Source organism: Streptomyces sp. NPDC039465 (assembly GCF_055639315.1).
In genome coordinates this window covers 1,207,766-1,228,599 of the sequence record NZ_JBVKAP010000001.1, presented here as the reverse complement: position 1 = coordinate 1,228,599, position 20,834 = coordinate 1,207,766, and the positions used below count along the sequence as shown (strand labels likewise).

15 protein-coding genes, 3 tRNA genes and 1 pseudogene are annotated in these 20,834 nt (G+C 71.8%); 9 read left to right on the top strand and 10 right to left on the bottom strand.

Annotated elements, in window-relative coordinates; all coding sequences use genetic code 11:
• Nucleotides 1-268: 268 nt before the first annotated feature.
• Nucleotides 269-342, bottom strand: a tRNA-Lys gene (locus ACZ7LT_RS05470).
• A 185-nt stretch (nucleotides 343-527) separates the two neighbouring features.
• Between ACZ7LT_RS05470 and ACZ7LT_RS05465 the strand changes: the two genes are divergently transcribed.
• From ACZ7LT_RS05465 to ACZ7LT_RS05440, 6 genes and pseudogenes are all read left to right on the top strand, one after another.
• Nucleotides 528-1,847, top strand: a complete 1,320-nt coding sequence (locus tag ACZ7LT_RS05465) for a peptidoglycan-binding protein (protein WP_471234625.1) — start codon at nucleotides 528-530, stop codon at nucleotides 1,845-1,847.
• Between the two features lie 1,800 nt (nucleotides 1,848-3,647).
• Nucleotides 3,648-4,577, top strand: a pseudogene (locus ACZ7LT_RS05460) (SPFH domain-containing protein); the annotation flags it as partial.
• A gap of 165 nt (nucleotides 4,578-4,742) precedes the next feature.
• Nucleotides 4,743-5,333, top strand: coding sequence for a lytic polysaccharide monooxygenase auxiliary activity family 9 protein (locus ACZ7LT_RS05455; protein ID WP_471234622.1), 591 nt, complete (start codon nucleotides 4,743-4,745; stop codon nucleotides 5,331-5,333).
• Between the two features lie 13 nt (nucleotides 5,334-5,346).
• Nucleotides 5,347-7,014, top strand: a complete 1,668-nt coding sequence (locus ACZ7LT_RS05450; RefSeq protein ID WP_471234619.1) for an AMP-binding protein — start codon at nucleotides 5,347-5,349, stop codon at nucleotides 7,012-7,014.
• 97 nt (nucleotides 7,015-7,111) lie between these two features.
• Nucleotides 7,112-8,380 (top strand): sensor histidine kinase, encoded by a 1,269-nt coding sequence (locus ACZ7LT_RS05445; RefSeq protein WP_471234616.1) that lies wholly within the window; start codon nucleotides 7,112-7,114, stop codon nucleotides 8,378-8,380.
• On the top strand, nucleotides 8,347-9,012 hold the full coding sequence (locus tag ACZ7LT_RS05440; RefSeq protein ID WP_471234614.1) for a response regulator: 666 nt from the start codon (nucleotides 8,347-8,349) through the stop codon (nucleotides 9,010-9,012). Before ACZ7LT_RS05445 ends, ACZ7LT_RS05440 begins: the two co-directional genes overlap by 34 nt.
• 63 nt (nucleotides 9,013-9,075) lie before the next feature.
• Here the strand turns inward: ACZ7LT_RS05440 and ACZ7LT_RS05435 are convergent.
• From ACZ7LT_RS05435 to ehuB, 6 genes are all read right to left on the bottom strand, one after another.
• Nucleotides 9,076-9,149: transfer RNA gene (locus ACZ7LT_RS05435), tRNA-Lys, on the bottom strand.
• Nucleotides 9,150-9,212: 63 nt separating this feature from the next.
• Nucleotides 9,213-9,971, bottom strand: a complete 759-nt coding sequence (locus ACZ7LT_RS05430; RefSeq protein WP_471234612.1) for an IclR family transcriptional regulator — start codon at nucleotides 9,969-9,971, stop codon at nucleotides 9,213-9,215.
• Nucleotides 9,972-10,138: 167 nt separating this feature from the next.
• Complete coding sequence (gene ehuA / locus ACZ7LT_RS05425) at nucleotides 10,139-10,906, bottom strand: ectoine/hydroxyectoine ABC transporter ATP-binding protein EhuA (RefSeq protein WP_471234610.1); 768 nt, start codon at nucleotides 10,904-10,906, stop codon at nucleotides 10,139-10,141.
• Nucleotides 10,896-11,546 (bottom strand): ectoine/hydroxyectoine ABC transporter permease subunit EhuD, encoded by a 651-nt coding sequence (gene ehuD / locus ACZ7LT_RS05420; RefSeq protein WP_471234607.1) that lies wholly within the window; start codon nucleotides 11,544-11,546, stop codon nucleotides 10,896-10,898. Before ehuD ends, ehuA begins: the two co-directional genes overlap by 11 nt.
• Nucleotides 11,543-12,202: an ectoine/hydroxyectoine ABC transporter permease subunit EhuC gene (gene ehuC / locus ACZ7LT_RS05415; protein WP_471234603.1), complete on the bottom strand. Its 660-nt coding sequence runs from the start codon at nucleotides 12,200-12,202 to the stop codon at nucleotides 11,543-11,545. Before ehuC ends, ehuD begins: the two co-directional genes overlap by 4 nt.
• A complete protein-coding gene (gene ehuB, locus ACZ7LT_RS05410) occupies nucleotides 12,199-13,077 on the bottom strand; it encodes an ectoine/hydroxyectoine ABC transporter substrate-binding protein EhuB (protein ID WP_471234601.1) in 879 nt (292 codons plus the stop codon). The genes ehuC and ehuB overlap by 4 nt, the downstream gene beginning before the upstream one ends.
• Before the next feature lie 117 nt (nucleotides 13,078-13,194).
• On the opposite strand from ehuB, the gene ACZ7LT_RS05405 reads away from it, so the two are divergent.
• Nucleotides 13,195-14,292, top strand: a complete 1,098-nt coding sequence (locus ACZ7LT_RS05405) for an LLM class flavin-dependent oxidoreductase (protein WP_471234597.1) — start codon at nucleotides 13,195-13,197, stop codon at nucleotides 14,290-14,292.
• 210 nt (nucleotides 14,293-14,502) lie between these two features.
• Complete coding sequence (locus ACZ7LT_RS05400) at nucleotides 14,503-16,179, top strand: glycosyl hydrolase family 18 protein (RefSeq protein WP_471234595.1); 1,677 nt, start codon at nucleotides 14,503-14,505, stop codon at nucleotides 16,177-16,179.
• Nucleotides 16,180-16,269: 90 nt separating this feature from the next.
• On the opposite strand, the gene ACZ7LT_RS05395 is transcribed toward ACZ7LT_RS05400, so the two are convergent.
• Complete coding sequence (locus ACZ7LT_RS05395; protein ID WP_471234593.1) at nucleotides 16,270-18,195, bottom strand: putative bifunctional diguanylate cyclase/phosphodiesterase; 1,926 nt, start codon at nucleotides 18,193-18,195, stop codon at nucleotides 16,270-16,272.
• A 345-nt stretch (nucleotides 18,196-18,540) separates the two neighbouring features.
• On the opposite strand from ACZ7LT_RS05395, the gene ACZ7LT_RS05390 reads away from it, so the two are divergent.
• A complete protein-coding gene (locus ACZ7LT_RS05390) occupies nucleotides 18,541-19,797 on the top strand; it encodes a M6 family metalloprotease domain-containing protein (protein ID WP_471234590.1) in 1,257 nt (418 codons plus the stop codon).
• A 58-nt stretch (nucleotides 19,798-19,855) separates the two neighbouring features.
• Here the strand turns inward: ACZ7LT_RS05390 and ACZ7LT_RS05385 are convergent.
• Nucleotides 19,856-19,929, bottom strand: a tRNA-Lys gene (locus ACZ7LT_RS05385).
• Nucleotides 19,920-20,579 carry a bifunctional DNA primase/polymerase gene (locus ACZ7LT_RS05380; RefSeq protein WP_471234588.1) on the bottom strand — a complete coding sequence of 220 codons (660 nt, stop codon included), beginning with the start codon at nucleotides 20,577-20,579 and terminating at the stop codon, nucleotides 19,920-19,922. The genes ACZ7LT_RS05385 and ACZ7LT_RS05380 overlap by 10 nt, the downstream gene beginning before the upstream one ends.
• Between the last annotated feature and the right edge of the window lie 255 nt (nucleotides 20,580-20,834).

Below are 20,834 nucleotides of genomic sequence, written 5' to 3'. Positions count from 1 at the left end.
GGCCGAGCCGGTCCTCGACCGCGGGAGCCCCGGGCTGCGGGAGTAGCCCGGCGGCCGCCGCGGGAGGTCACAGTGGACCGGAAGCCTCGCGCGCGCGTGCATGCCTCATGACTGAGCCAGGGGCAAGAGCCGCGAGTTCACTTTAGGACGGTCAACGGTCCTGGCCTAGAGGCCAATTGACGCCATGTCGCGATCTCGTCGCTCTGCGTCGTGTCCGTACGGACGATCAAAGCCCCCTCACGTGAAGTGAGGGGGCTTTGACTGTGCGTGCGCCGCCAGGGACTCGAACCCCGGACCCGCTGATTAAGAGTCAGCTGCTCTAACCAACTGAGCTAGCGGCGCGTGCTGACGTGGATAACTTTACCCGACGTTCGGGGGTGGTCCCGACCAGCGATGGTCGTCTCCGGCCTGTCGGATGGTCGTTTCTTCCCTTCGTTGCGTCAAAATGCGATATATCCGGACAGTTGAGACACTGACGCCCATCAGCAGAGCAAAAGATCTTGATGACTGCGGAGGGGATCGATCGCATGAGCGTGCCGGTATTCGAGGAGTACGAACCCGAGACCGACTGCGGCTGCCCCGGCTGCGCCCAGCAGCGACGCGACCTGGCCCTCGGTCTGCCCCTGCGCGCGGGCGGACACCCGTCGGCGCACGGCGCCCGCCGGGCGCTGGTGCTGGTCACGGCGGCGGGAGTGGTGCTGGGCAGCGGGGGAGCGGGGGCGGCGGCCACGCCCGCGGGACCCCTCGCCCCGGCGGGCCCCGACCGTGCCGACCGCCTTGACCGCCCGGACCGCACCGACCCGCAGCCGGACACCCCGCAGGGTGGCAGCGGCCCCCTGCACGGCCGCCCCACCCGCGGCCCGCAGGGAGCCTCGGGCCCCGCGTCCCAGTCGCTGCGCAGGACCACTCGCGCCGACATCATCAACCGGGCCAAGCGGTGGGTGAGCGCGCAGGTGCCGTACTCGATGGAGAAGTACTGGACCGACGGCTACCGCCAGGACTGCTCGGGCTTCGTCTCCATGGCGTGGGGGCTGCCGAGCAACGAATGGACGGGAACCCTCGCGCGGTACGCCACCCGGACGAGCCGCACGGCGCTTCAGCCGGGCGACATCCTGCTCTTCCACAACCCCGCCGATCCGGCCAAGGGGTCGCATGTGACGATCTTCGGCGGCTGGACGGACTACACGCACACCGCGTACGTCGCCTACGAGCAGGCGAAGCCGCGGACGCGCAAGCAGGCGACACCGATGGCGTACTGGAACAACTCCGCCCGCTATGTCGCCTACCGCTACAACGGCCTGACCGGCGCGGTGCCCGGCGCCGGGGGCGGCGCGTCCGCCGTGAGCCGGTTCCCCGGCCGTGCGTACTTCGGCCCCGGCGCGAACAACGCGTACGTCACCCAGCTGGGCCGGATGCTCGTCGAGCGGGGCGGGAGCCGTTTCTACGCGTCGGAGCCCGGCCCGCGGTGGAGCGAGGCGGACCGCGGGGCGACCCGGGCGTTCCAGAAGGCGCAGGGCTGGACGGGCCGGGACGCGGACGGGCTGCCGGGACCGGCGACGTGGCGGCTGCTCACGCTCCACCAGGGCCGCGACATCCCCGCGGCCGCCGCGGCTTCCTTCCCGGGGCGGGGTCACTTCCGCCCCGGCCAGTCCAACACGCATGTCGAGAAGCTCGGCCGCCAGCTGGTGAAGCGGGGCTTCGGAAAGCACTACACATCCGGCCCCGGCCCGCGGTGGAGCGAGGCGGACCGGCGCAATGTCGAGGCGTTCCAGCGGGCGCAGGGATGGCGGGGCGGCGCGGCCGACGGCTATCCCGGCCCGGAGACCTGGCGCCGCCTGTTCCGCTGAGAGAGGTCCACTCACATGAACCCCGAGACCCCCCCGCCCCCCACGGACGACCCCGCCCCGCCCACCCGACGCACCCCGGTGATCGGCTCCGAAACCACCGGCACGATCCCGGTCCACCTCCTCTTCCGCGCTGAACCGGGCGACCCACCCGGCCACTCTTCCCTACCGACCTCACTGGACGAGGGCCCTCCGACGGAGGCGATGCCTCCCCTCCGCCCGGAGGGGGAGGCCCGGGCCGGCCGCCGGTCGACGTCGGGTCCCTTCGGCGGGGAGGGGTGGCGGGAAGGCGCGACTCGCCCGGACTCGGGGCCGGGTCCGGCCGACGCGGGGCCCGCCTCTGGCGGCTACCCGGCGGGCCTGGCGGATCGGGGTGGCGTGGCAGGTGGCTCGACCGGCTTCGCCGACCCGGGTGTGGGCCTGGTGGATTCCGGTGCGGGGTGGGGCTTCGCCCCCCGTCCGTCGCCTGCGGCCGGTTCCGCCGGTCAGGCGGAGTCCGCGTCCGGCGGTCACCCGGCGGCCCTGGCAGGCCAGGGCGGAGTCGCCGACCGGTCAGGGGTCACCGGTCCGGCGGCGGCTTCTGAGCCGGGCTCCACCCGGGCGGTCGTCGGCTCGGCTGGGCCGGTTGCGGATCCGGCGACCTCCGGTCGCGCGTCGGGGGCGGTCGGCTCCGCCCCTACGGCGCGGGCGACGGACTCTGGCGCTGCGCCGGGTGCAGTTGACCCGGGCGCGGGCCTGGTGGAGGCGGCTCCGGGGTCGGGCTTCGCCCCTCGTCCGTTGGCTGCGACGGGTTCCGCCGGTCAGGTGCAGGTGTCGCCGGGACAGGCCGGGGTTGGTGCGGAGTCCGCCTCCGGCGACTCGGCGGGCCTGGCAGGCCAGGGCGGTACCGGTGACGGGTCGTTGGCCGGTCCGGCAGCTGGCTCGGCCGGCGGGGTGGCGGCATCCGGTGCGGGGTCGGGCTTCGCCCCCTGGCCGGAGAGCGTCGATCCGGCAGGCGGCGCGGGCGGCTTGGCCCGGCGGGAGAGCGCGGCCGATCCGGCGGATCAGTCGGGCTCTGCCCGGGCGGCCGTCGGTTCGTCAGGGCCGGTTGCGGATCAGGCGACCTCCGGTCGCTCGGCGGGGGCGGGCGGCTCCGCCCCTGCGGCGCGGGCGACCGATTCCGGCGCCGCGCCCGATGCCATTGGTTCCGGCGACCCGGGCGTGGGCCTGGCGGAGGCGGGTACGGGGTCGGGCTTCGCTCCCTCGCCTGCGGCCACCGGTCCGGCAGGCGGCGCGAACCGTGCGAACGGATCGGCCGGCCCAGCCGCCGTTGTAAACGGCTGCTCGCCGCGTGGCCCGCAGGGGGCCCCGGTCGGGGCCCCCGGCTCCGGCGCCGCGCCCGATGCGGTCGGCTTCGCCGACCCGGGCGTGAGTCCGGTGGCGTCCGGTGCGGAGCTGGGGCTCGCTTCCCGGCCGGCGGCCGCCGATCCGGCAGGCGACGCGAACCGTGCGAACGGATCGGCCGGCCCAGCTGCCCACGTGAACCGCTCCAACGGGTCCGCCGGTCCCGCCTCCGGCGCGAACCCCGGGTCAGCCTCCGCCCCGGCCCCCGCCCCCAACCGCTCCAACGGATCCCCCTCCCCCCGATGGGACGGCCCCGCCGCGCCCCCCAGCCACGTGAAGCGCGTACCCAGTTCCCCCAGCTCCTCCACCCCCACCCCGCCGAACGGCACCCCCACCGCCCAGCGGCCCGTCGGGGCGACCCGGCTCTCGGGGATTCCGAGGACGCATCCCGGGGCCCGGCGGCTGCCCGCCGTCGCCGCGGGGGCGCGGCCCGCGCCCAGTGCTGATCCGGGGTTGGCCGAGCGGCCCGGGCCCGTGCTGCCGGGGTGGAGCGCCGCGATCATCGGGGGCGTCGCGCTCGTGGCGTGTGCCGCCGTGCTCTGGTGGGCCGGGGCCGTTCCGGACGCGGTGACCGGGATGCTTGGGCTGCCGGCCCGGGCGTACCACGGCATCCACCTCGGGCAGTGGGCGCTCCTCGCCCTCGCGGCGATCGTCGCGTTGTTCGCGCTCGGCGGCCTGGGCCGCGGCCGGGTCGGATACGCCCTGGTGCTCACGCTCTTCGGTGAGTACCGCGGCAGCGTCCGCCGCACAGGTCTGCTCTGGATCAGCCCGCTCCTCCTGCGCCGCCGGGTCGACGTACGGCTGCGGCACTGGCGCAGCGAGGCGCTGCCCGCGGTCGACGCGAAGGGCACGGCCCTGCGCGTGGTCGTGCTCGTCGTGTGGCGCGTCCGCGACACCGTCCGCGCCGCCCTCGGCGTCGAGGCGCACGAGGAGTACCTGCGCGAGCAGGTCGAGGCGGCGATGGCGCGCGTCCTCTCCCAGCTGCCCGCCGACGCGTTCCACGAGGACGCGCCCACCCTCCGCGACGCGGAGGCCGTCGGCGAGGCGCTGACCCGGATGCTCTCGGCGGAGTGCGTGCCGGTCGGGATCGAGGTGTTCTCGGCGCAGCCGACGCGGATCGAGTACGCCCCTGAGATCGCGGCCGCGATGCAGCGCCGCCGGATCGCCGCGATCGACGCCAAGCACCGGGACAGCGTGCTGACCTCCGTCGTGGACGCGGTCGACGACATGGTCCACCGTCTGACCACCCGTGGTCTGGTCGAACTCGACGACTACGAGCGCAAGGCGCTGGTGAAGGACCTGACCGTGGCCTTCTACACCGGTCGCGGCATCCCGGCGGAGACCCCGTGATTGGTCTGGACATGCCCAACCACCGTTTATACATTGGAACTTGGTCTAGACCGGAACCAGTACCACCGCACCACAGATCGCAGCGATCACACCCGCACCACCCATCCCCACGCACGCGTGCAGCACAGCCGTCAGAACTCCCCCACGTTCTCTGGAGCGGACAGCATGCGACACAAGATAGGTACGGCGGTGGTGGCCCTCGGCGTCGCCGGGGCCTCACTGCTCGCCACCGGTAGTGCCGGAAGTCACGGGTACACCGACTCCCCGATCAGCCGTCAGAAACTCTGTGCCAACGGCACGGTGACCAACTGCGGGCCGATCCAGTGGGAGCCCCAGTCGGTCGAGGGCCCCAAGGGCTTCCCCTCCGGGGGGCCTGCCGACGGGAAGATCTGCTCCGCCGGGCTCACCCAGTTCGCGCAGCTCGACGACCCGCGCGGCGGCGCCTGGCCCACGACCAGGGTGACCAGCGGCCAGAGCTACACCTTCCGCTGGCAGTTCACCGCCCGGCACCGCACCACCGACTTCAAGTACTACATCACCAAGAACGGCTGGAACCCCAGCCAGAAGCTCACCCGGGCGGCGCTCGACCCGCAGCCGTTCCTGACCGTCCCGTACAACAGCCAGCAGCCGCCTGCCACGCTCTCGCACTCCGGGACCATCCCGGCGGGCAAGAGCGGCCGGCATCTGATTCTGGCCGTCTGGACGATCGCGGACACGGCGAACGCGTTCTACGCCTGCTCGGACGTTCAATTCTGACAGGCCGTCAGCTATGGTCCGCGGCGTGGACACCGTGGCGGAGCTCGTACAGCGTCAATGGGGCGACCACCGGACGGGGTTGCGCGAGAGCGGCCTCGTCCTGAGCCGGCACCAGGTCGCCGCGGGCGCCGCCGCCCGCGCCGCGCTCCTCGCCGACCTGCTGCCCCGGGGAGCGGAGCCGCACCTCGGGGTACTGCTCGACAACGCACCGGAATACCCGCTGTGGCTGAGCGCGGCGGCCCTCGCCGGGGCCGCCGTCGCCGGCCTCAACCCCACCCGGCGCGGCGCCGAACTGGCCCGCGACATCCTCCACACCGACTGCCGGGTCCTGGTCACCCAGCGGGCCCACCTTCGCCTGCTCGACGGGCTCGACCTGCCCGGCGTACGGGTCCTGGTCACCGACACCGAGACGTACGAGCAGCTGCTCGCGCCGTACGCCGCCGCGAAGCCGGGCGAGGCGGTGGTGCGCCCGGTCACGCCCGGCACCCGGCTGCTCCTCTACTTCACCTCCGGGTCGACGGGCGCGCCCAAGGCCGCACTCTGCAGCCAGGGGCGGCTCGCCGCCGCCGGGGCCTCGCTCGTCGCGCACTTCCGTCTACGCCCGGAGGGCACGCACTACATCTGCATGCCGATGTTCCATGGCAACGCGGTCATCGCCAACTGGGCGCCCGCGCTGGTGGCCGGAGCCTCCGTCGCGCTGCGCCACCGCTTCTCCGCCTCCGGGTTCCTGCCGGACGTACGGGAGTTCGGGGCGACGTATTTCACCTACGTCGGCCGGGCCGTGCAGTATCTGCTGGCCACCCCGGAATCCCCCGACGACCGGTCGCACACGCTGCGGCTCGGCTTCGGCACGGAGGCGGGCGCGGTGGACGCGGCCCGCTTCGAGGCGCGCTTCGGGGTGCGGCTGGTGGAGGGGTACGGCTCCTCCGAGGGCGGCGCGGCGATCCGAAGGACACCGGACACCCCGGCGGGCGCGATCGGGCGGGCCGCACCGGGGGATGACCTCGCGGTCGTGGACCGGGCGACGGGCCGGGAGTGCCCGCCCGCCGACTTCTCCGCGTCCGGCGGCCTGCGCAACGCCTCGGCGGCGATCGGGGAGCTGGTCAACCGCGGCCGCAACCCCTTCGAGGGCTACTGGCGCAACCCCGAGGCGGACGCCGAGCGGCTGCGGGACGGCTGGTACTGGACCGGGGACCTCTTCTACCGCGACGCGGAAGGCTTCCTCTACTTCGCGGGACGCACCGACGACCGGCTGCGCGTGGACAGCGAGAACCTCGGCGCCGCGATGATCGAGAACATCCTCGCCCGGTGGGACGCGGCGGCGGCCGTCGCGGTCTACGCGGTCCCCGACCCGGTCGCGGGCGACCAGGTCATGGCAGCGCTAGCTCTCCGAAAAGGCGCGGACTTCGACCCCGCGGCGTTTGCGGACTTCCTCTCTGCCCAGCCGGACCTGGGCACGAAAATGGCGCCGAGCTTCGTCCGGGTGGTCCCCGCGATGCCCACCACGGCCACGAACAAGATCCACCGCGTGGCGCTGCGCCGGGCGGCCTTCCACACCCCGGACCCGGTCTGGTGGACCCCGGCGCCCGGATCCCCGTACGAGCTCCTGACCCCCGCCTCCCTCGACTCGCTCATGGAGCAGTACGCCCGCCACGGCCGCTCCCCCGTCCCGGAGGCCTGAACCCCAGAGCTCGGAACCGGGGTATGGCCCGCCCCACCCTCCCCGCACCCCCTGGACCCATGGCCACCCCCGGCCCCGCCCGCCTACCGTGTCGGCCATGGAAGCCCGTACCCCCTGGCAGGCCCTGACCAGGAGCGACTACCTCCGCACCAGCTGGCCCTGGCGCTCCGCCGCGTATCTGGCGAGCGGGGGGCTCACCGGCGTCCCCCTGCTCCTCGTCCTGCTCGTGCTCCTCGGCTTCTCCATCGTCCTCGTCGGGCTGCCCCTCCTGCTCCTCATCGGCGTCGCCCTCGGCGGCCTCGAACGCCTACGGCTCCGTCTCGTCGACCGCGAACCCGCCGCCGACCCGCACCGCGTCCCGGACGCGCCCGGTCTCGGCGCCTGGCTGAAAACGCGCGTACGGGAACAAGCCACCTGGCGGGAGCTGGCCTACGCCGTTCTGCACGCCACCGTCCTGTGGCCGCTCGACCTGGTCGCCCTCGCGGCCGGGATCGGGCTGCCCCTCGCCGTGACCGCCGCCCCCGTCCAGCTCGCCCTCGACGGACACGAGGCCCGCGTGGCCAAGACCGTCCTCGTCACCTCCTATCCGCAGGCCTTCGGCGCCTCCCTCGCCGGACTCGTCCTGCTCGTCGTGCTCCTCCACCCCCTCGCCGCGCTCGCCGGCGCCCGGGCTGCCCTCAGCCGTGCCCTCCTCGCCCCGCGCGAGGCCGAACTCCGTGACCTGATCGGCGAAGTCACCCGCTCCCGGGCCCGTCTGGTCGCCGCCTTCGAGGCCGAACGGCGCCGCATCGAACGCGATCTCCACGACGGCGCCCAGCAGCGCCTGGTCGCCCTCACCATGACCCTCGGCCTCGCCCGGCTCGACGCCCCACCCGGCGGACCCCTCGCCGCGCAGCTCGCCAAGGCCCACGACCAGGCGGGCCACGCCCTCACCGAGCTCCGCGAACTCATCCACGGCATCCACCCCCAGGTCCTCACCGACTACGGTCTCGCTGCCGCCCTCGCCGACGCCGCCGACCGCTCCGCCGTCCCCGTCGAGACGGACATCGACATCCCGCGCCTGGAGCGGCCCGTGGAGACCGCCGCCTATTTCGCGGCCGGTGAGGCCCTCGCCAACATCGGCAAACACAGCGGCGCCCGCACCGCCCGCCTCACCGCCCACCACACCGGCGACCTGCTCCGCATCGACGTCCACGACGACGGGCGCGGCGGCGCCGACGCCGCCCTCGGCACCGGTCTCACCGGCCTCGCCGACCGCATCGCCGTCCTCGATGGCACACTGACGATCACCAGCCCGCCCGGCGGGCCGACCCTCGTCCGAGTGGAGATCCCGTGCCGAGCCCTGTCCGCCGCCCCCTGCGCATAGTCCTGGCCGAGGACAGCGTGCTGCTGCGCGAAGGCCTGGTCGGGCTGCTCGGCCGCTTCGGCCACCAGGTCGTCGCGGCGGTCGGCGACGCGGACACCCTGGCCGGCGCCGTCGACACGCACGACCCGGACATCGTCGTCACCGACGTCCGGATGCCGCCCGGCTTCCAGGACGAGGGCCTGCGCGCCGCCGTCGCCCTGCGCGGACGCAGGCCCGGGCTTCCGGTCCTCGTCCTGAGCCAGTACGTCCAGCGCAGCTACGCCACCGAACTCCTCGACGCGGGCGACGGCACCGGGGTCGGCTACCTCCTCAAGGACCGGGTCGGCCAGATCGAGGAATTCGTCGAGGCGGTGGACCGGGTCGCGGCCGGCGGCACCGTCGTCGACCCCGAGGTCGTACGGCAGCTGCTGCGCCGCCGACGCGACCCGCTCGCCGCGCTCACCCCACGCGAACGGGAGGTCCTCGGCCTGGTCGCCGAGGGCCATTCGAACAGCGAGATCGCCCGCCGGCTCGTCGTCACCGAGGCCGCCGTCGGCAAGCACATCGGCAACATCCTCGCCAAGCTCGACCTGCCGCCCGCCGAGGACACCCACCGCCGGGTCCTGGCCGTCCTCGCCTTCCTCCGCGCATGAGGGGCCCCTCCGCGCGGGCACACGAAGAAGCCCCCCGCTTCCGCGAGGGGCTTCTTCCGTCTGTGCGCCGCCAGGGACTCGAACCCCGGACCCGCTGATTAAGAGTCAGCTGCTCTAACCAACTGAGCTAGCGGCGCCTGCTGACAGAGTTAATACTACCTGGTCCCCAGGGGTGGTTCCGACCACCCTGATCCCAGGGCTCAGATCGCCAGCGAGAGCACCACCGGCGCCGCCCTGCGGTTCAGCGCGTCCGCCGCCTGGCGCAGCCGGTGGGCGTGCTCGATCGGGAGCGACAGGGCCAGGCAGCCGACCGCCGCTCCGGCCGTCAGCGGCACCGCGGCGCAGACCGTGCCCACCGCGTACTCCTGCAGGTCCAGCACCGGGACCGTCGGCGGCTGGCTGTCCAGCTTGGAGAAGAGCACCTTCTCGTTGGTGATCGTCCGGGACGTGAGGCGGGCGATCTTGTGGCGCGAGAGGTGGTCCCGTCGGCCGTTCTGGTCCAGCTGGGTCAGCAGGCACTTGCCCACCGCGCTGGCGTGCGCGGCCGAGCGGAAGTCCACCCACTCGTTGACCTTGGGGGTGCGGGGGCCGTCCGCGACCTGGGTGATCTTGACCTCGCCGTCGATGTACCGGCTGATGTAGACCGCCGCCCCGACCGAGTCGCGCAGCTCCCTGAGGGTCTCCTGGAGCTTGCTCTCCAGAGCCTCACGACGGGTGCTGCCCGAACCGAGCAGGACGAGCGAGTCGCCGATGACATAGGCGCCGTCGGCGACCTGCTCCACGTACCCTTCCCGGCGCAGCATCAGCAGGAGCGACGACAGATGGCCGACGGGTAGACCGGTTTCGCGAGCGATCTGGACGTCGGTCACCCCACCACCGTGCCGTGAGACCGTCTCGAGGACGCGCAGGGCGTATTGCACCGAGTGGAACGGCGCGGTGGGCTCGGGCTTCAGCGCCACGGTTTCCCCCTAGCAGGTTGTGACCGCAAGCTTCGTTACCACGATAGCCGCCAAGAACCGTTTCGGGGGCGGCTGTTGGCGAGATTGATGCGGCGCCCCGGCGCCATACGCTGGGGCGCACCACCATGGCATATGCCATAGGCAAACTTGGGTCATAGACCCTCAGGTCAGAGCACCGCGCCGAGGAACTCGCGCGTGCGTTCGTGCCCCGGATCGCCAAAGATTTTTTCCGGCGAACCGGACTCGATCACCTTCCCGGAGTCGAACATCAGCACTTCGTCCGAGATGTCGCGGGCGAATCCCATCTCGTGCGTGACGCAGAGCATGGTGACGTCCGTCGTCCGCGCGATGTCCCGGAGGAGATCGAGCACACCGGCCACCAGCTCGGGATCGAGCGCCGAGGTGACCTCGTCGAGAAGGAGCACTTTCGGCCGCATCGCGAGTGCCCGGGCGATGGCCACCCGCTGCTGCTGCCCGCCGGACAGCTGCGCCGGTCTGGCCTGCGCCTTGTCGGAGAGCCCGACCAGCTCCAGCAGATCCCGGCCGCGCTGCTCGGCCTCGTCCCGGTCCAGGCCGAGGACCCGTACCGGCGCCTCGGTGAGATTGCGCAGAACGGACATATGAGGGAAGAGGTTGAAGTGCTGGAAGACCATCCCGATCTTCTTGCGGACCTCGCGGCGGTGCTTCTCGTCGGCCGGATGCAGCTTGCCGCCGTTCACCCGGATCGTGCCCGCGTCGGGCCGCTCCAAGGTCATCAGCAGCCGCAGGATCGTCGTCTTGCCGGAACCGGAAGGTCCGATCAGGGTGACGTGCCGGCCCGGCCGGACCGAGAAGCAGAGATCGTCGAGGACGGTGGTGTCCCCGAAGCGCTTGGTGACGTTCTCGAAACGGATCAGGTCGTGGGTCTCGGTCGGTTGGGTCGCTTCAGTGGGCAAGGCGGCGCTCCAGGGTTCGTACGAGCAGGGAAGCCGGGTAGGCGATCAGGACGAAGGCGACACCGACGACCGTGAGCGGCTCCGTGTATTGGAAGGTCTCCGCCGACTCCAGCCGGGACTGCTGGAGCATTTCCAGCACGCTGATCCCGGCGAGCAGCGGGGTGTCCTTGAGCATGGCGATCACGTAGTTGCCGAGCGCGGGCGCGATCCGGCGCAGCGCCTGCGGCAGGATCACGGTCAGCCAGGTGCGGTGGGCGGGCAGGCTGAGCGCGGTCGCCGCCTCCCACTGCCCGACCGGTACGGCGTCGATGCCGGCCCGGTAGACCTGTGCCGTGTACGTCGAGTAGTGCAGCCCGATCGCGAGCGTGCCGGTGGTCAGGGCGGAGAACTGCACCCCCCACTCCGGCAGTACGAAGAAGAGGAAGAAGAGCTGCACCAGCAGTGGGGTGGTGCGGATGAACTCGGTGACGACATGAACCGGCCACCGCACGAGCCGCGACCCGGCCCGGAAACCGGCCGCCCAGACGAGCCCCAGCGTGAACGCGATCAGCGAGCCGAGGACCAGCACCTGAAGGGTGACCAGCAGGCCGTCCCAGAAACGCGGCATGAAGTCCGCCACCGCGGACCAGTCCCAGTTCACTTGACCTCCACCCCCAGTCCGGCCTTGGCCTTCTTCTCCCAGGCCTTCATCGAGCGGGTGACCACCAGCGCAAGCAGGGCGTAGATCACCAGCGTCACGGTGTAGATCCCGGCGCTCTGCTGGGTGGCCAGCCGTACGAGATAGGCGGCGAAGGAGACGTCGCCCACCCCCAGCAGCGACACCAGCGCCGTGCCCTTGAGCAGCTCGATCAGCAGGTTGCAGAAGCTCGGGATCATCTCGGGCACGGCCTGTGGCAGGAGTACGTGCCGCATCCGCTGCCAGGGTGTGAGGCTCAGCGCCACGCCCGCCTCGCGCTGCGCCACCGGCACGGCGTTCAGGCCGCCGCGCACGATCTCGGCGCCGTACGCTCCGTACGACAGGCCGAGCGCGAGGATCGCCGCCCACATCGGGACGAGCTGCCAGCCGATCAGCGGGGGTAGCACGAAGAACAGCCAGAACATCAGGATCAGCGCCGAGACCCCGCGGAAGACCTCGGTGTAGAGGCCGGAGAGGAAGCGGACCGTGGGGGAGCGGTGGGTGCGGGCCATGCCGACGGTGAAGGCGACGAGCGCGCCGAGCGCGGCGCTGCCCGCGAGCAGCTGGAGCGTGATCCAGATGCCGGGCAGGATCCAGTTCTGCCAGAGTCCGGCGGTCATCGGCACAGCTCCTCGGCGGTCAGCGTGGTCATCTCGGCCTCGGTGAAGCCGAACCGCCGCAGGATCCGGAAGAGTTCGCCGCTCTTCTTCATCCGGTGGATCTCGGTGTTGAACGCGTCACGCAAGGCGGTGTCGGTGGGGCGGAAGGCGAAACCACCGCCGTCGATCTTCTTCCTGCCGTCGACGACCGCGGCGAAGGGCGGCGTGGCCTCGGCGCGGCTGCTCTTCTTCACCACCTCGCGGGTGGTGAGCGCGGTGCCCGCGAAGACGTCGACGCGGCCGGACTCGACCGCGTTCAGGCCCGCGACCTGGTCCTGGAGGACGACGATGTCCCGCTCGGGGTAGCCGGCGGCCACGGCGTAGCCGATCTCCGCGTAGCCGCTGCCGGTGGCGAAGCGGGCCTTGGCCCGCACCACGTCCGCGTACGAGCGCAGATTCTTCGGGTTGCCCTTGCGGACGATGAAGGAGTCGAGCATCTGGTATTCGGGGTCGGCGAAGATGACCTGCTCACAGCGCTGTTTGTTGATGTACATCCCGGCCGAGACCACGTCGAACTGCTGGGAGTTGAGGCCCGGTATCAGGGACGCGAAGTCGGTGGCCACGGGCTGCACCCGGCCGATGCCGAGCCGCTGGAAGACGACCTTGGCCAGCTCGGGGGCCTCACCGGTGAACGCGCCCTGCTCGTCCACATATCCGTAGGGCACCTCGCCCGCGATGCCCAGGCGCACGGTGCCCTGGGATCTGAGCCGGTCGAGGGCGGCGCCGGAGGCGACCCGACTGCATCCGGCCATTCCGGCCGCGGCGGCCGCCGTACCCAGGAGAACCGTGCGGCGTTTTATCCGTTCTGTCCTTCTCGTCTGCGCTGTTCGAGCCATGGGCGCGCGGCTACCCGGAGCCGAGCAGGCCATTCCTTACAGTTCCGCGGGAATAACCGGAGACACCCTCCTGTTCGTCCCGGTGTACGTATTCCCCGCGCAGGAGGGTCATCACCGGTGAACGACGCGATTCACGGCACGGCACACGGGACCGCGCCCGTTCCCCTGTCCGTACTGGACCTGGTCACCGTCGGCACCGGCAGGACCGCCACCCAGGCACTGGCCACCAGCGTCGAGATCGCCCGGCTCGCCGAGCGCCGCGGTTACCACCGCCACTGGGTGGCCGAACACCACTCCATGCCGGGCGTCGCCTCCTCGTCCCCGGCCGTGATCCTCGCCCATCTCGCCGCCCACACCGAGCGCATCCGGCTCGGCTCCGGCGGTGTGATGCTCCCCAATCACGCCCCGCTCGTCATCGCCGAACAGTTCGGCACGCTGGAGGCGCTCGCCCCGGGCCGGATCGACCTGGGCCTGGGCCGCGCCCCCGGCACCGACGGCGCCACCGCCGCCGCCCTGCGCCGCACCGACCGACTGGGGTCCCCCATGCCACAGGCCAGGGGAGAGGGCGCCGACGACTTCCCCGAGCAGCTCGCCGAGCTGACCCGCTTCCTGGACGACGACTTCCCCGACGGGCACCCGTACGCCAGGATCCACGCGGTGCCGGGCCCCGTGCAGGGCCCGTCCGGGCGGCCGCCGATCTGGCTGCTCGGCTCCTCCGGCTTCAGCGCCCGGCTCGCGGGACTGCTGGGTCTGCCCTTCGCCTTCGCCCATCACTTCTCCGCGCAGAACACCGTGCCCGCGCTCGACCTCTACCGCGAGTCCTTCCGCCCGTCCGCGGTCCTCGACGCGCCGTACGCCCTGATCGGCGTCTCGGCCCTGGCGAGTGACGACGAGAAGGAGGCCCACCGGCAGGTGATGACCGGCGCGCTGTCGATGATCCGGCTGCGCACCGGCCGGCCGGGGCTCGTGCCCTCCCCGGAGGAGACGGAGGCGTACTCCTTCAGCCCCCTGGAGCGGGAGTTCGTGGACGGCTGGCTGAAGAACATCGTGTACGGGACGGCCGAGGAGGTCCGGTCGGGACTGGACGAGCTGCGGAAGCGGACCGGGGCGGACGAGCTGATGCTCACGGCCAACGCGCATGGCGCCGAGGCGCGTGTACGTTCCTACGAACTCATCGCCGACGCCTATGGGATGCCCGGAGTGGTTCATTCCTGAATCGCCCGCGTCCGGAGCCCTAAGGGAGTCTTAAACCGCTCGTCACCGATGGTGGCGGGCGGCCTCCTTTTGTGCTGCGGCACGTCTGACGAGCACTTTCTCCCTCAGATTGGTCTAGTCCTCATTTTGGTTCAGACCATTGACGCGGTGTTCACGCGGCGGTTATCACTTCTCCAACTCCCGTACCGCGGAACCCCCTCGGAGGCGTACGTGCACCCCCGCAGACCCTTGCTCGCAGCGCTGGCCACCGCCACGCTCGCCGCCGGCGCGCTGGCCGGCTTCGCCGGGATCGGATCCGCCCAGGCGGCCGACGCGGCGCCCTCGTCCGGGGGCGTGAAGATCGCGTACTACGACCAGTGGAGCGTGTACGGCAACGCCTTCTACCCCAAGCACCTCGACACGCGTGGCATCGCTGGCAAGCTCGACATCATCAACTACTCGTTCGGCAACATCCACCCGACCGAGCTGACCTGCTTCGAGGCGAACAAGGCCGCCGGCGACGACAACAACCCCAACGCCGGTGACGGCGCGGGCGACTCGTACGCCGACTACCAGAAGTCCTTCTCCGCGGCCGACAGCGTCGACGGCGTCGCCGACAAGTGGGACCAGCCGATCGTGGGCGTCTTCAACCAGTTCAAGGAGCTGAAGGCGAGGTACCCCCACCTGAAGATCAACATCTCGCTGGGCGGCTGGACCTACTCCAAGTACTTCCACGACGCGGCGAAGACGGACGCCAGCCGCAAGAAGCTCGTCGCCTCCTGCATCAAGCAGTACATCCAGGGTGACCTGCCCGTCGAGGGCGGCTTCGGCGGCCCGGGCACCGCGGCCGGCATCTTCGACGGCATCGACATCGACTGGGAGTACCCCGGCTCGCCCGACGGCCACCTCGGCAACCACTACGGCCCCGAGGACAAGGCCAACTTCACCCTGCTGCTCGCCGAGTTCCGCAAGCAGCTCGACGCGTACGGCGCGGCGCACGGCGGCAAGAAGTACCTGCTGACCGCGGCCCTCCCGGCCGGCCAGGACAAGATCAAGCACATCGAGACCGACAAGATCGGCGCGTACCTCGACTACGCGAACATCATGACGTACGACATGCACGGCGCCTGGGACGGCGACGGGCCGACGTACCACCAGTCGCCGCTGTACTCGGGCGCCAACGACCCGACGGACCCGATCAAGCCGGGCGCCGAGAAGTACTCGATCGACAACGCCATCGACGCCTGGATCGACGGCAAGCCGGCGTACGGCATCGCGGGCGGATTCCCCGCCAACAAGCTGACCCTCGGCTACGAGTTCTACTACCGCGGCTGGAAGGGCGTTCCGGCCGGGTCGGCCAACGGTCTCGCCCAGCCCGCGTCCGGCGCGTCCGGCGCCCGCCCGGTCAGCCAGCAGGCCGGTATCGCCCACTACAAGGAGCTCGGCGGCATCGTCGACAACGCCGCCACCACCTTCTGGGACGACCAGGCCAAGGCCGCCTACTTCTACAAGGACGGCGAGTTCTTCACCGGCCTCGACAAGCGGGCCGTCCAGGCCCGGGTCGACTACGGCAAGCAGCGCGGCCTGGCCGGCGCGATGATGTACTCCCTGCTCGGCCTGGACAACAACACCACGCTGCTGAACCACATCTCGGACGCGCTCGGCGGAGCCACCCAGCCGCCGGTCACCACGCCTCCGACGACCACCCCGCCCACCACCACCCCGCCGACGACCACGCCGCCCACGGGCTGCGGCTCGCTCCCGGCGTACGTCGCGGGCACCGTCTACACCCAGGGCAGCGAGGTCTCCCACAACGGCCGCAAGTGGAAGGCCAAGTGGTGGACCCAGAACGAGGCCCCCGGCACCACCGGTGAATGGGGGGTCTGGCAGGACCTCGGCGCCTGCTGACCTCCGCCCCTGAGCACTGCCCCCGCCCGGAAGCACCCTCCGGCCGGGGGCAGTTCCACGCCCATGACTCCGTCCCGCCCCGCCGGGCCGTCAGACCGAGAGCGAACTGGTCTCGATCATCTGCCCGATCCGGTCGGGGGCCACCGCCCGCGAGTACAGCCAGCCCTGGCCCGTGTCGCAGCCGATGCGGCGCAGCCGGGTCGCCTGGCCCGCCGTCTCGACGCATTCGGCGGTCACGGTCAGGCCCAGCCGGTGGGCCAGTTGCACCAGCGCCTCGACGATCAGCTCGTCGGCCGGGTTGGCATGGGCCTCGTCCTGGAAGCCGCGGACGAAGGAGCCGTCCAGCTTCAGCACCGAGACGGGCAGCCGGCTCAGATAGGCGAGGTTGGAGTAGCCGGTGCCGAAGTCGTCGATCGCGATCCGCACACCCATGTCGCTCAGCGCCTGAAGGGCCTGGAGCGGTCGGCCCGCGGAGCCCATCACCGCGGACTCGGTCAGTTCCAGCTGGAGCAGATGCGGCGCGAGCCCGGTCTCCGCGAGGATCCCGGCGACGTCCGCCACCAGGTCGGAGTCCCACACCTGCCGCACGGCAACGTTGACACTCACGAAAATCGGGCGGTCACCCGGATGGTCCTTCTGCCACTGACGGGCCTGGCGGCATGCTGTACGCAGAACCCAGCGGCCGAGTTCGACGATCGACCCGTCTTCCTCGGCGATCCCGACGAACCGATTCGGCGCAAGTGTCCCGAACTGTGGGTGATTCCACCGAACAAGTGCTTCGACTCCCCGCACCGATCCGTCCGCCATCCCGACCAGTGGTTGGTACTCAAGGGCGAACTCCCCGCGTTCTACCGCCGGCCGGAGCGTCGAGGAGAGCGCCTGCCGGGTCATCCGGTGGGCGTTGCGCTCGGGGTCGAAGAGCGTCCAGCGGGCTTTGCCGTCGGCCTTGGCCCAGTACAGCGTGGTGTCGGCGGCCTGCATCAGGCCCGTCGCGGTCGTCCCCCGCGCCGTCCGCTCCACCACGCCGATGGACGCGGAGACCGACAGGCGCTGCCCGGCCAGGTCGAACGGCTGCTGGAGCGAGGAGAGGACGGACTGGGCGAGATCGGCGAGGTGTTCGGTGCCGGTCGAGTCCTCGACCATGATGGCGAACTCGTCGCCGCCGAGCCGTGCGACCAGATGTCCGCCGCTGCGGGTGTAGCCGTCGCTGTCGGCGCACTCGGTGAGCCGGGCGGCCACGGCGGCGAGGAGCCGATCGCCGACGCGGTGTCCGAGGGTGTCGTTGACGGCCTTGAAGCCGTCCAGGTCGAGATAGAGAAGTCCGATCCGCCCTGATCCGCCATGCCGGTACGGCTCGTACGCCTGTCCGTGCGCCGGGTGCGGGGGGCGGACGTCGACGGTGGCGTCCTCCTGCGAGGCGGTCTCCAGCGCCGTCGCCAGCCGTTCGAAGAACAGGGTCCGGTTCGGCAGCCGGGTTACCGGATCGTGCATCTGGAGATGGCGCAGCCTGGCCTGGAGCTCGCGCCGGTCGCTGATGTCCGCGATCGACAGCAGCACCCTTTGGCTCTCCGGCACCGGTGCCACCGTGACCTCCGCCCACAGCGACCGCCCGTCGGGATGTTTCAGGCGCCGCGTACATCGGAAGCGGGAGCGGCGGCCGCGCAGCACCTCGCGGTACGCGTGCCAGGTGCGGCCGTCCGAGGCCAGATCGACCAGGTCGGCGGCGGCCTGCTCGTGCAGGGAGGCCGGATCGGTGCCGAGCAGGGTGGCGAGGGCGTCGTTCGCTGCGACGACGACACCGTCCTGGTCGACGACGGCCATGGCGAGCTGCGCGGCACGGAACGCGGCTCGGTAGTCGCGGAGTTCGGCGGCGCTGCGACCGATGCCCGTACGGCCTCCGGCAGTTCCCCGCATGTGACGCTCCGTAACCGAAGAAGGGGCTGTTCCGGGCGGTGTTGAGGGCGGTGCTCCGGCCGTCACGGCCGCGGGTCCCGGTCCTTCGAAGGTTCCGCTCACCGCTCGCTCCCGTGGTCAGTCGGGTCCGTACAGATGTGGTCGGGATGGTGGGCCAAGGAAAGTGTGCCGATCATAGAGGCAGGTTCGGCGGCCATTCCAGCTCTGCGGGAGTGGGGGAGCGGCGTGAGCGGTCCGAGAGACCCCGTGCGCCGGTCCCGGCCGATCGTTTCTGCGCGGGTGTGGCGCGGCGGCCGCACCGACCTGACCGATTGTGACTTTCCGTGAGCCGATGCTGTGTCTCGTCGTGTCGCCGTCTCACCCATGTGGGGCACTGGAACAGGGCATACGGTGACAAACCGGCACAAGGTGGTTGAGGTGTTCCGCATTCCTTAGCCGGAGGTCCACGTGGAGGGTCAGCAGACACCCGAGGGGGTGGAACGACCGCGTCTGCGCGCCGGGGCGGCCGCGTTCACCTCCCTCGCCGCACTCGCCGCCACGGGGCTGGTGGCCGGTCCCGCCGTCGGCGCGCCGACCGCGGGGCCGTGCGCCCTGCCCCGTACGGCGGCGCACCACTCCCTCGGCCTGGACAGCTGGAACGCCGCCTACCCGCGACCCGTCCGCACCCTGGGCGCGGTCATGATCTTCCTGTCCTTCCCGGACTCCACACCGCTGCTGCGCCCCGCCGACCTGGCCGCCGACCACTTCCCCGCCACCAGCGAGTTCTTCCGGCGCGCCTCCTACGGGCGGTTCGTGCTGCGCCCGCATCCTCAGCGGGCCTGGACCCGGATGCCGAAGGCCTCCACCGCGTACCGCATACAGCGTGACTGGTCGCTGGAGCGGCGCACGGCCTATCTGCGGGACGCCGTCGCGGCGGCCGACGAGCGGGTCGACTTCTCGCGCTATGACGTCGTCTACCTGGTCGCCGACCCGGACGCCCCGGGCGTCGACTCGGACGCCACGAAGGTCGTCAACCTGGACCGGCCGATCGAGGCCGACGGGCGGCAGATCCGGCGGGTCGTCACGGTGTTCGAGCGCCACCCCCCGGACCGCAATGTGCTGGCCCATGAGACCGGGCACGTCTTCGACCTGCCGGACCTGTACCACCGGCCGACGGACGGCAAGGGCGACTGGGACACCCACGTCGGTGACTGGGACGTCATGGGCAGCCAGTTCGGGCTCGCCCCGGACCTCTTCGGCTGGCACAAGTGGAAGCTGGGCTGGCTGGACCGGCGCCAGGTGCAGTGCGTCTCCTCGGGCACCACGCTGCTGAGCCTGGAGCCGCTGGCCGCCGCGCCGCCGCCCGGCGGCTCGCTCGGCACCCGGCTCGCCGTCGTACGGACCGGCCAGGACACCGCGCTCGCCATCGAGGCCCGCGGCTCCACCGGCAACGACCACGACACCTGCCGGGAGGGCGTGCTGATCTACCGGGTCCGCAACGGGGCGGCCTCCGGCGACGGCCCCGTCGAGGTGGTGGACACGCACCCGCGCACCGAGGCGTGCTGGGACCGGTCCGTGTACCCGGCGCTCGCCGACGCGCCCCTCACAGAGGGGGAGACCTTCACGGTGCCGGGCGCGGACACCCGCGTGGAGGTGGCGGACCGGTCGCCGTCCGGGGTCTGGACGGTCAAGATCACGGTGGGGGAGGGGACGACCGAGGGGTGAAGGGCGTACGAGGCATACGAAAAGGCCCCCCGCTTGCGCGAGGGGCCTTTTCCGTCTGTGCGCCGCCAGGGACTCGAACCCCGGACCCGCTGATTAAGAGTCAGCTGCTCTAACCAACTGAGCTAGCGGCGCCTGCTGACGTCGTAGACATTAGCATCCTGATCCGGCGGAGGAAAAATCGATATCCGCACGTCGGCGGTGCGGGCCGACCGGGCGGCCCGGACGCAGGCCCAGAGCATCACCTCGGGGCCCGGCAGCCAGGGGTGCCGGGTGTCCGGTGCGACCAGCCAGCGCGGCCCGGTGGCCGCCGCGGGGGGCGTCAGGGGCGGGATCGTCACCGCGTCGCCGGTGCCGTGGCAGAGCAGGGGTGGTACGGCATCGTTCGCCTCCTCCCAGTCGAGCAGGGACGGTAACCGGTGGGCCGTTCTCGGCGCGGCGAACAGCAGCATCCTGCCGCGGTGGACGGCGACCGGCCCGGAGCCGGGGCCCTGCGACCAGAGCCGGTCCAGCATCCGCCGCCCGAAGATCGACGGCACGTTCACCACGTCGAAGGCGGTCCCGCAGGGCAGCACGGCGGGCGCGGTGGGCCGGGCCTCCCACAGGGCGAGCATGGAGCGCGGATAGGCCGCGGCGGAGGCGAGCCAGTCGGCTCCCTCGGCGGTCACATGCGCGGTGTGGTGCGGGCCCGCGTCACGGAGGACGGCGAAGATGTCCCGCCGTCGCTCGTCGGTGTCGCCGTGGGCGGGGCTCAGGGGGGATTCGTCTCGCAGCCATGCGCTCATGGCGCCTACATCTACCGGGCGTGTCCGTTCCGTTTCTGAGGGTTGCCGGAAATCCGGACAGGGCGGGCCGGGAGGGAGTATCTTGCGCCTCGGCATATGCCAGGGACGCGCTCGGTGATGTGGGGGGGCGCGTGGGGCGGATGGGGTCGTACGGACCGGTCGTACGGTCGTACGGCTAGTCGTGTGGTCGTACGGCCATATGGGTGGCGCGGTCGTACGGGGAGCGGTGCGGGCAGCGGCGGGCCGGCGCCCGCC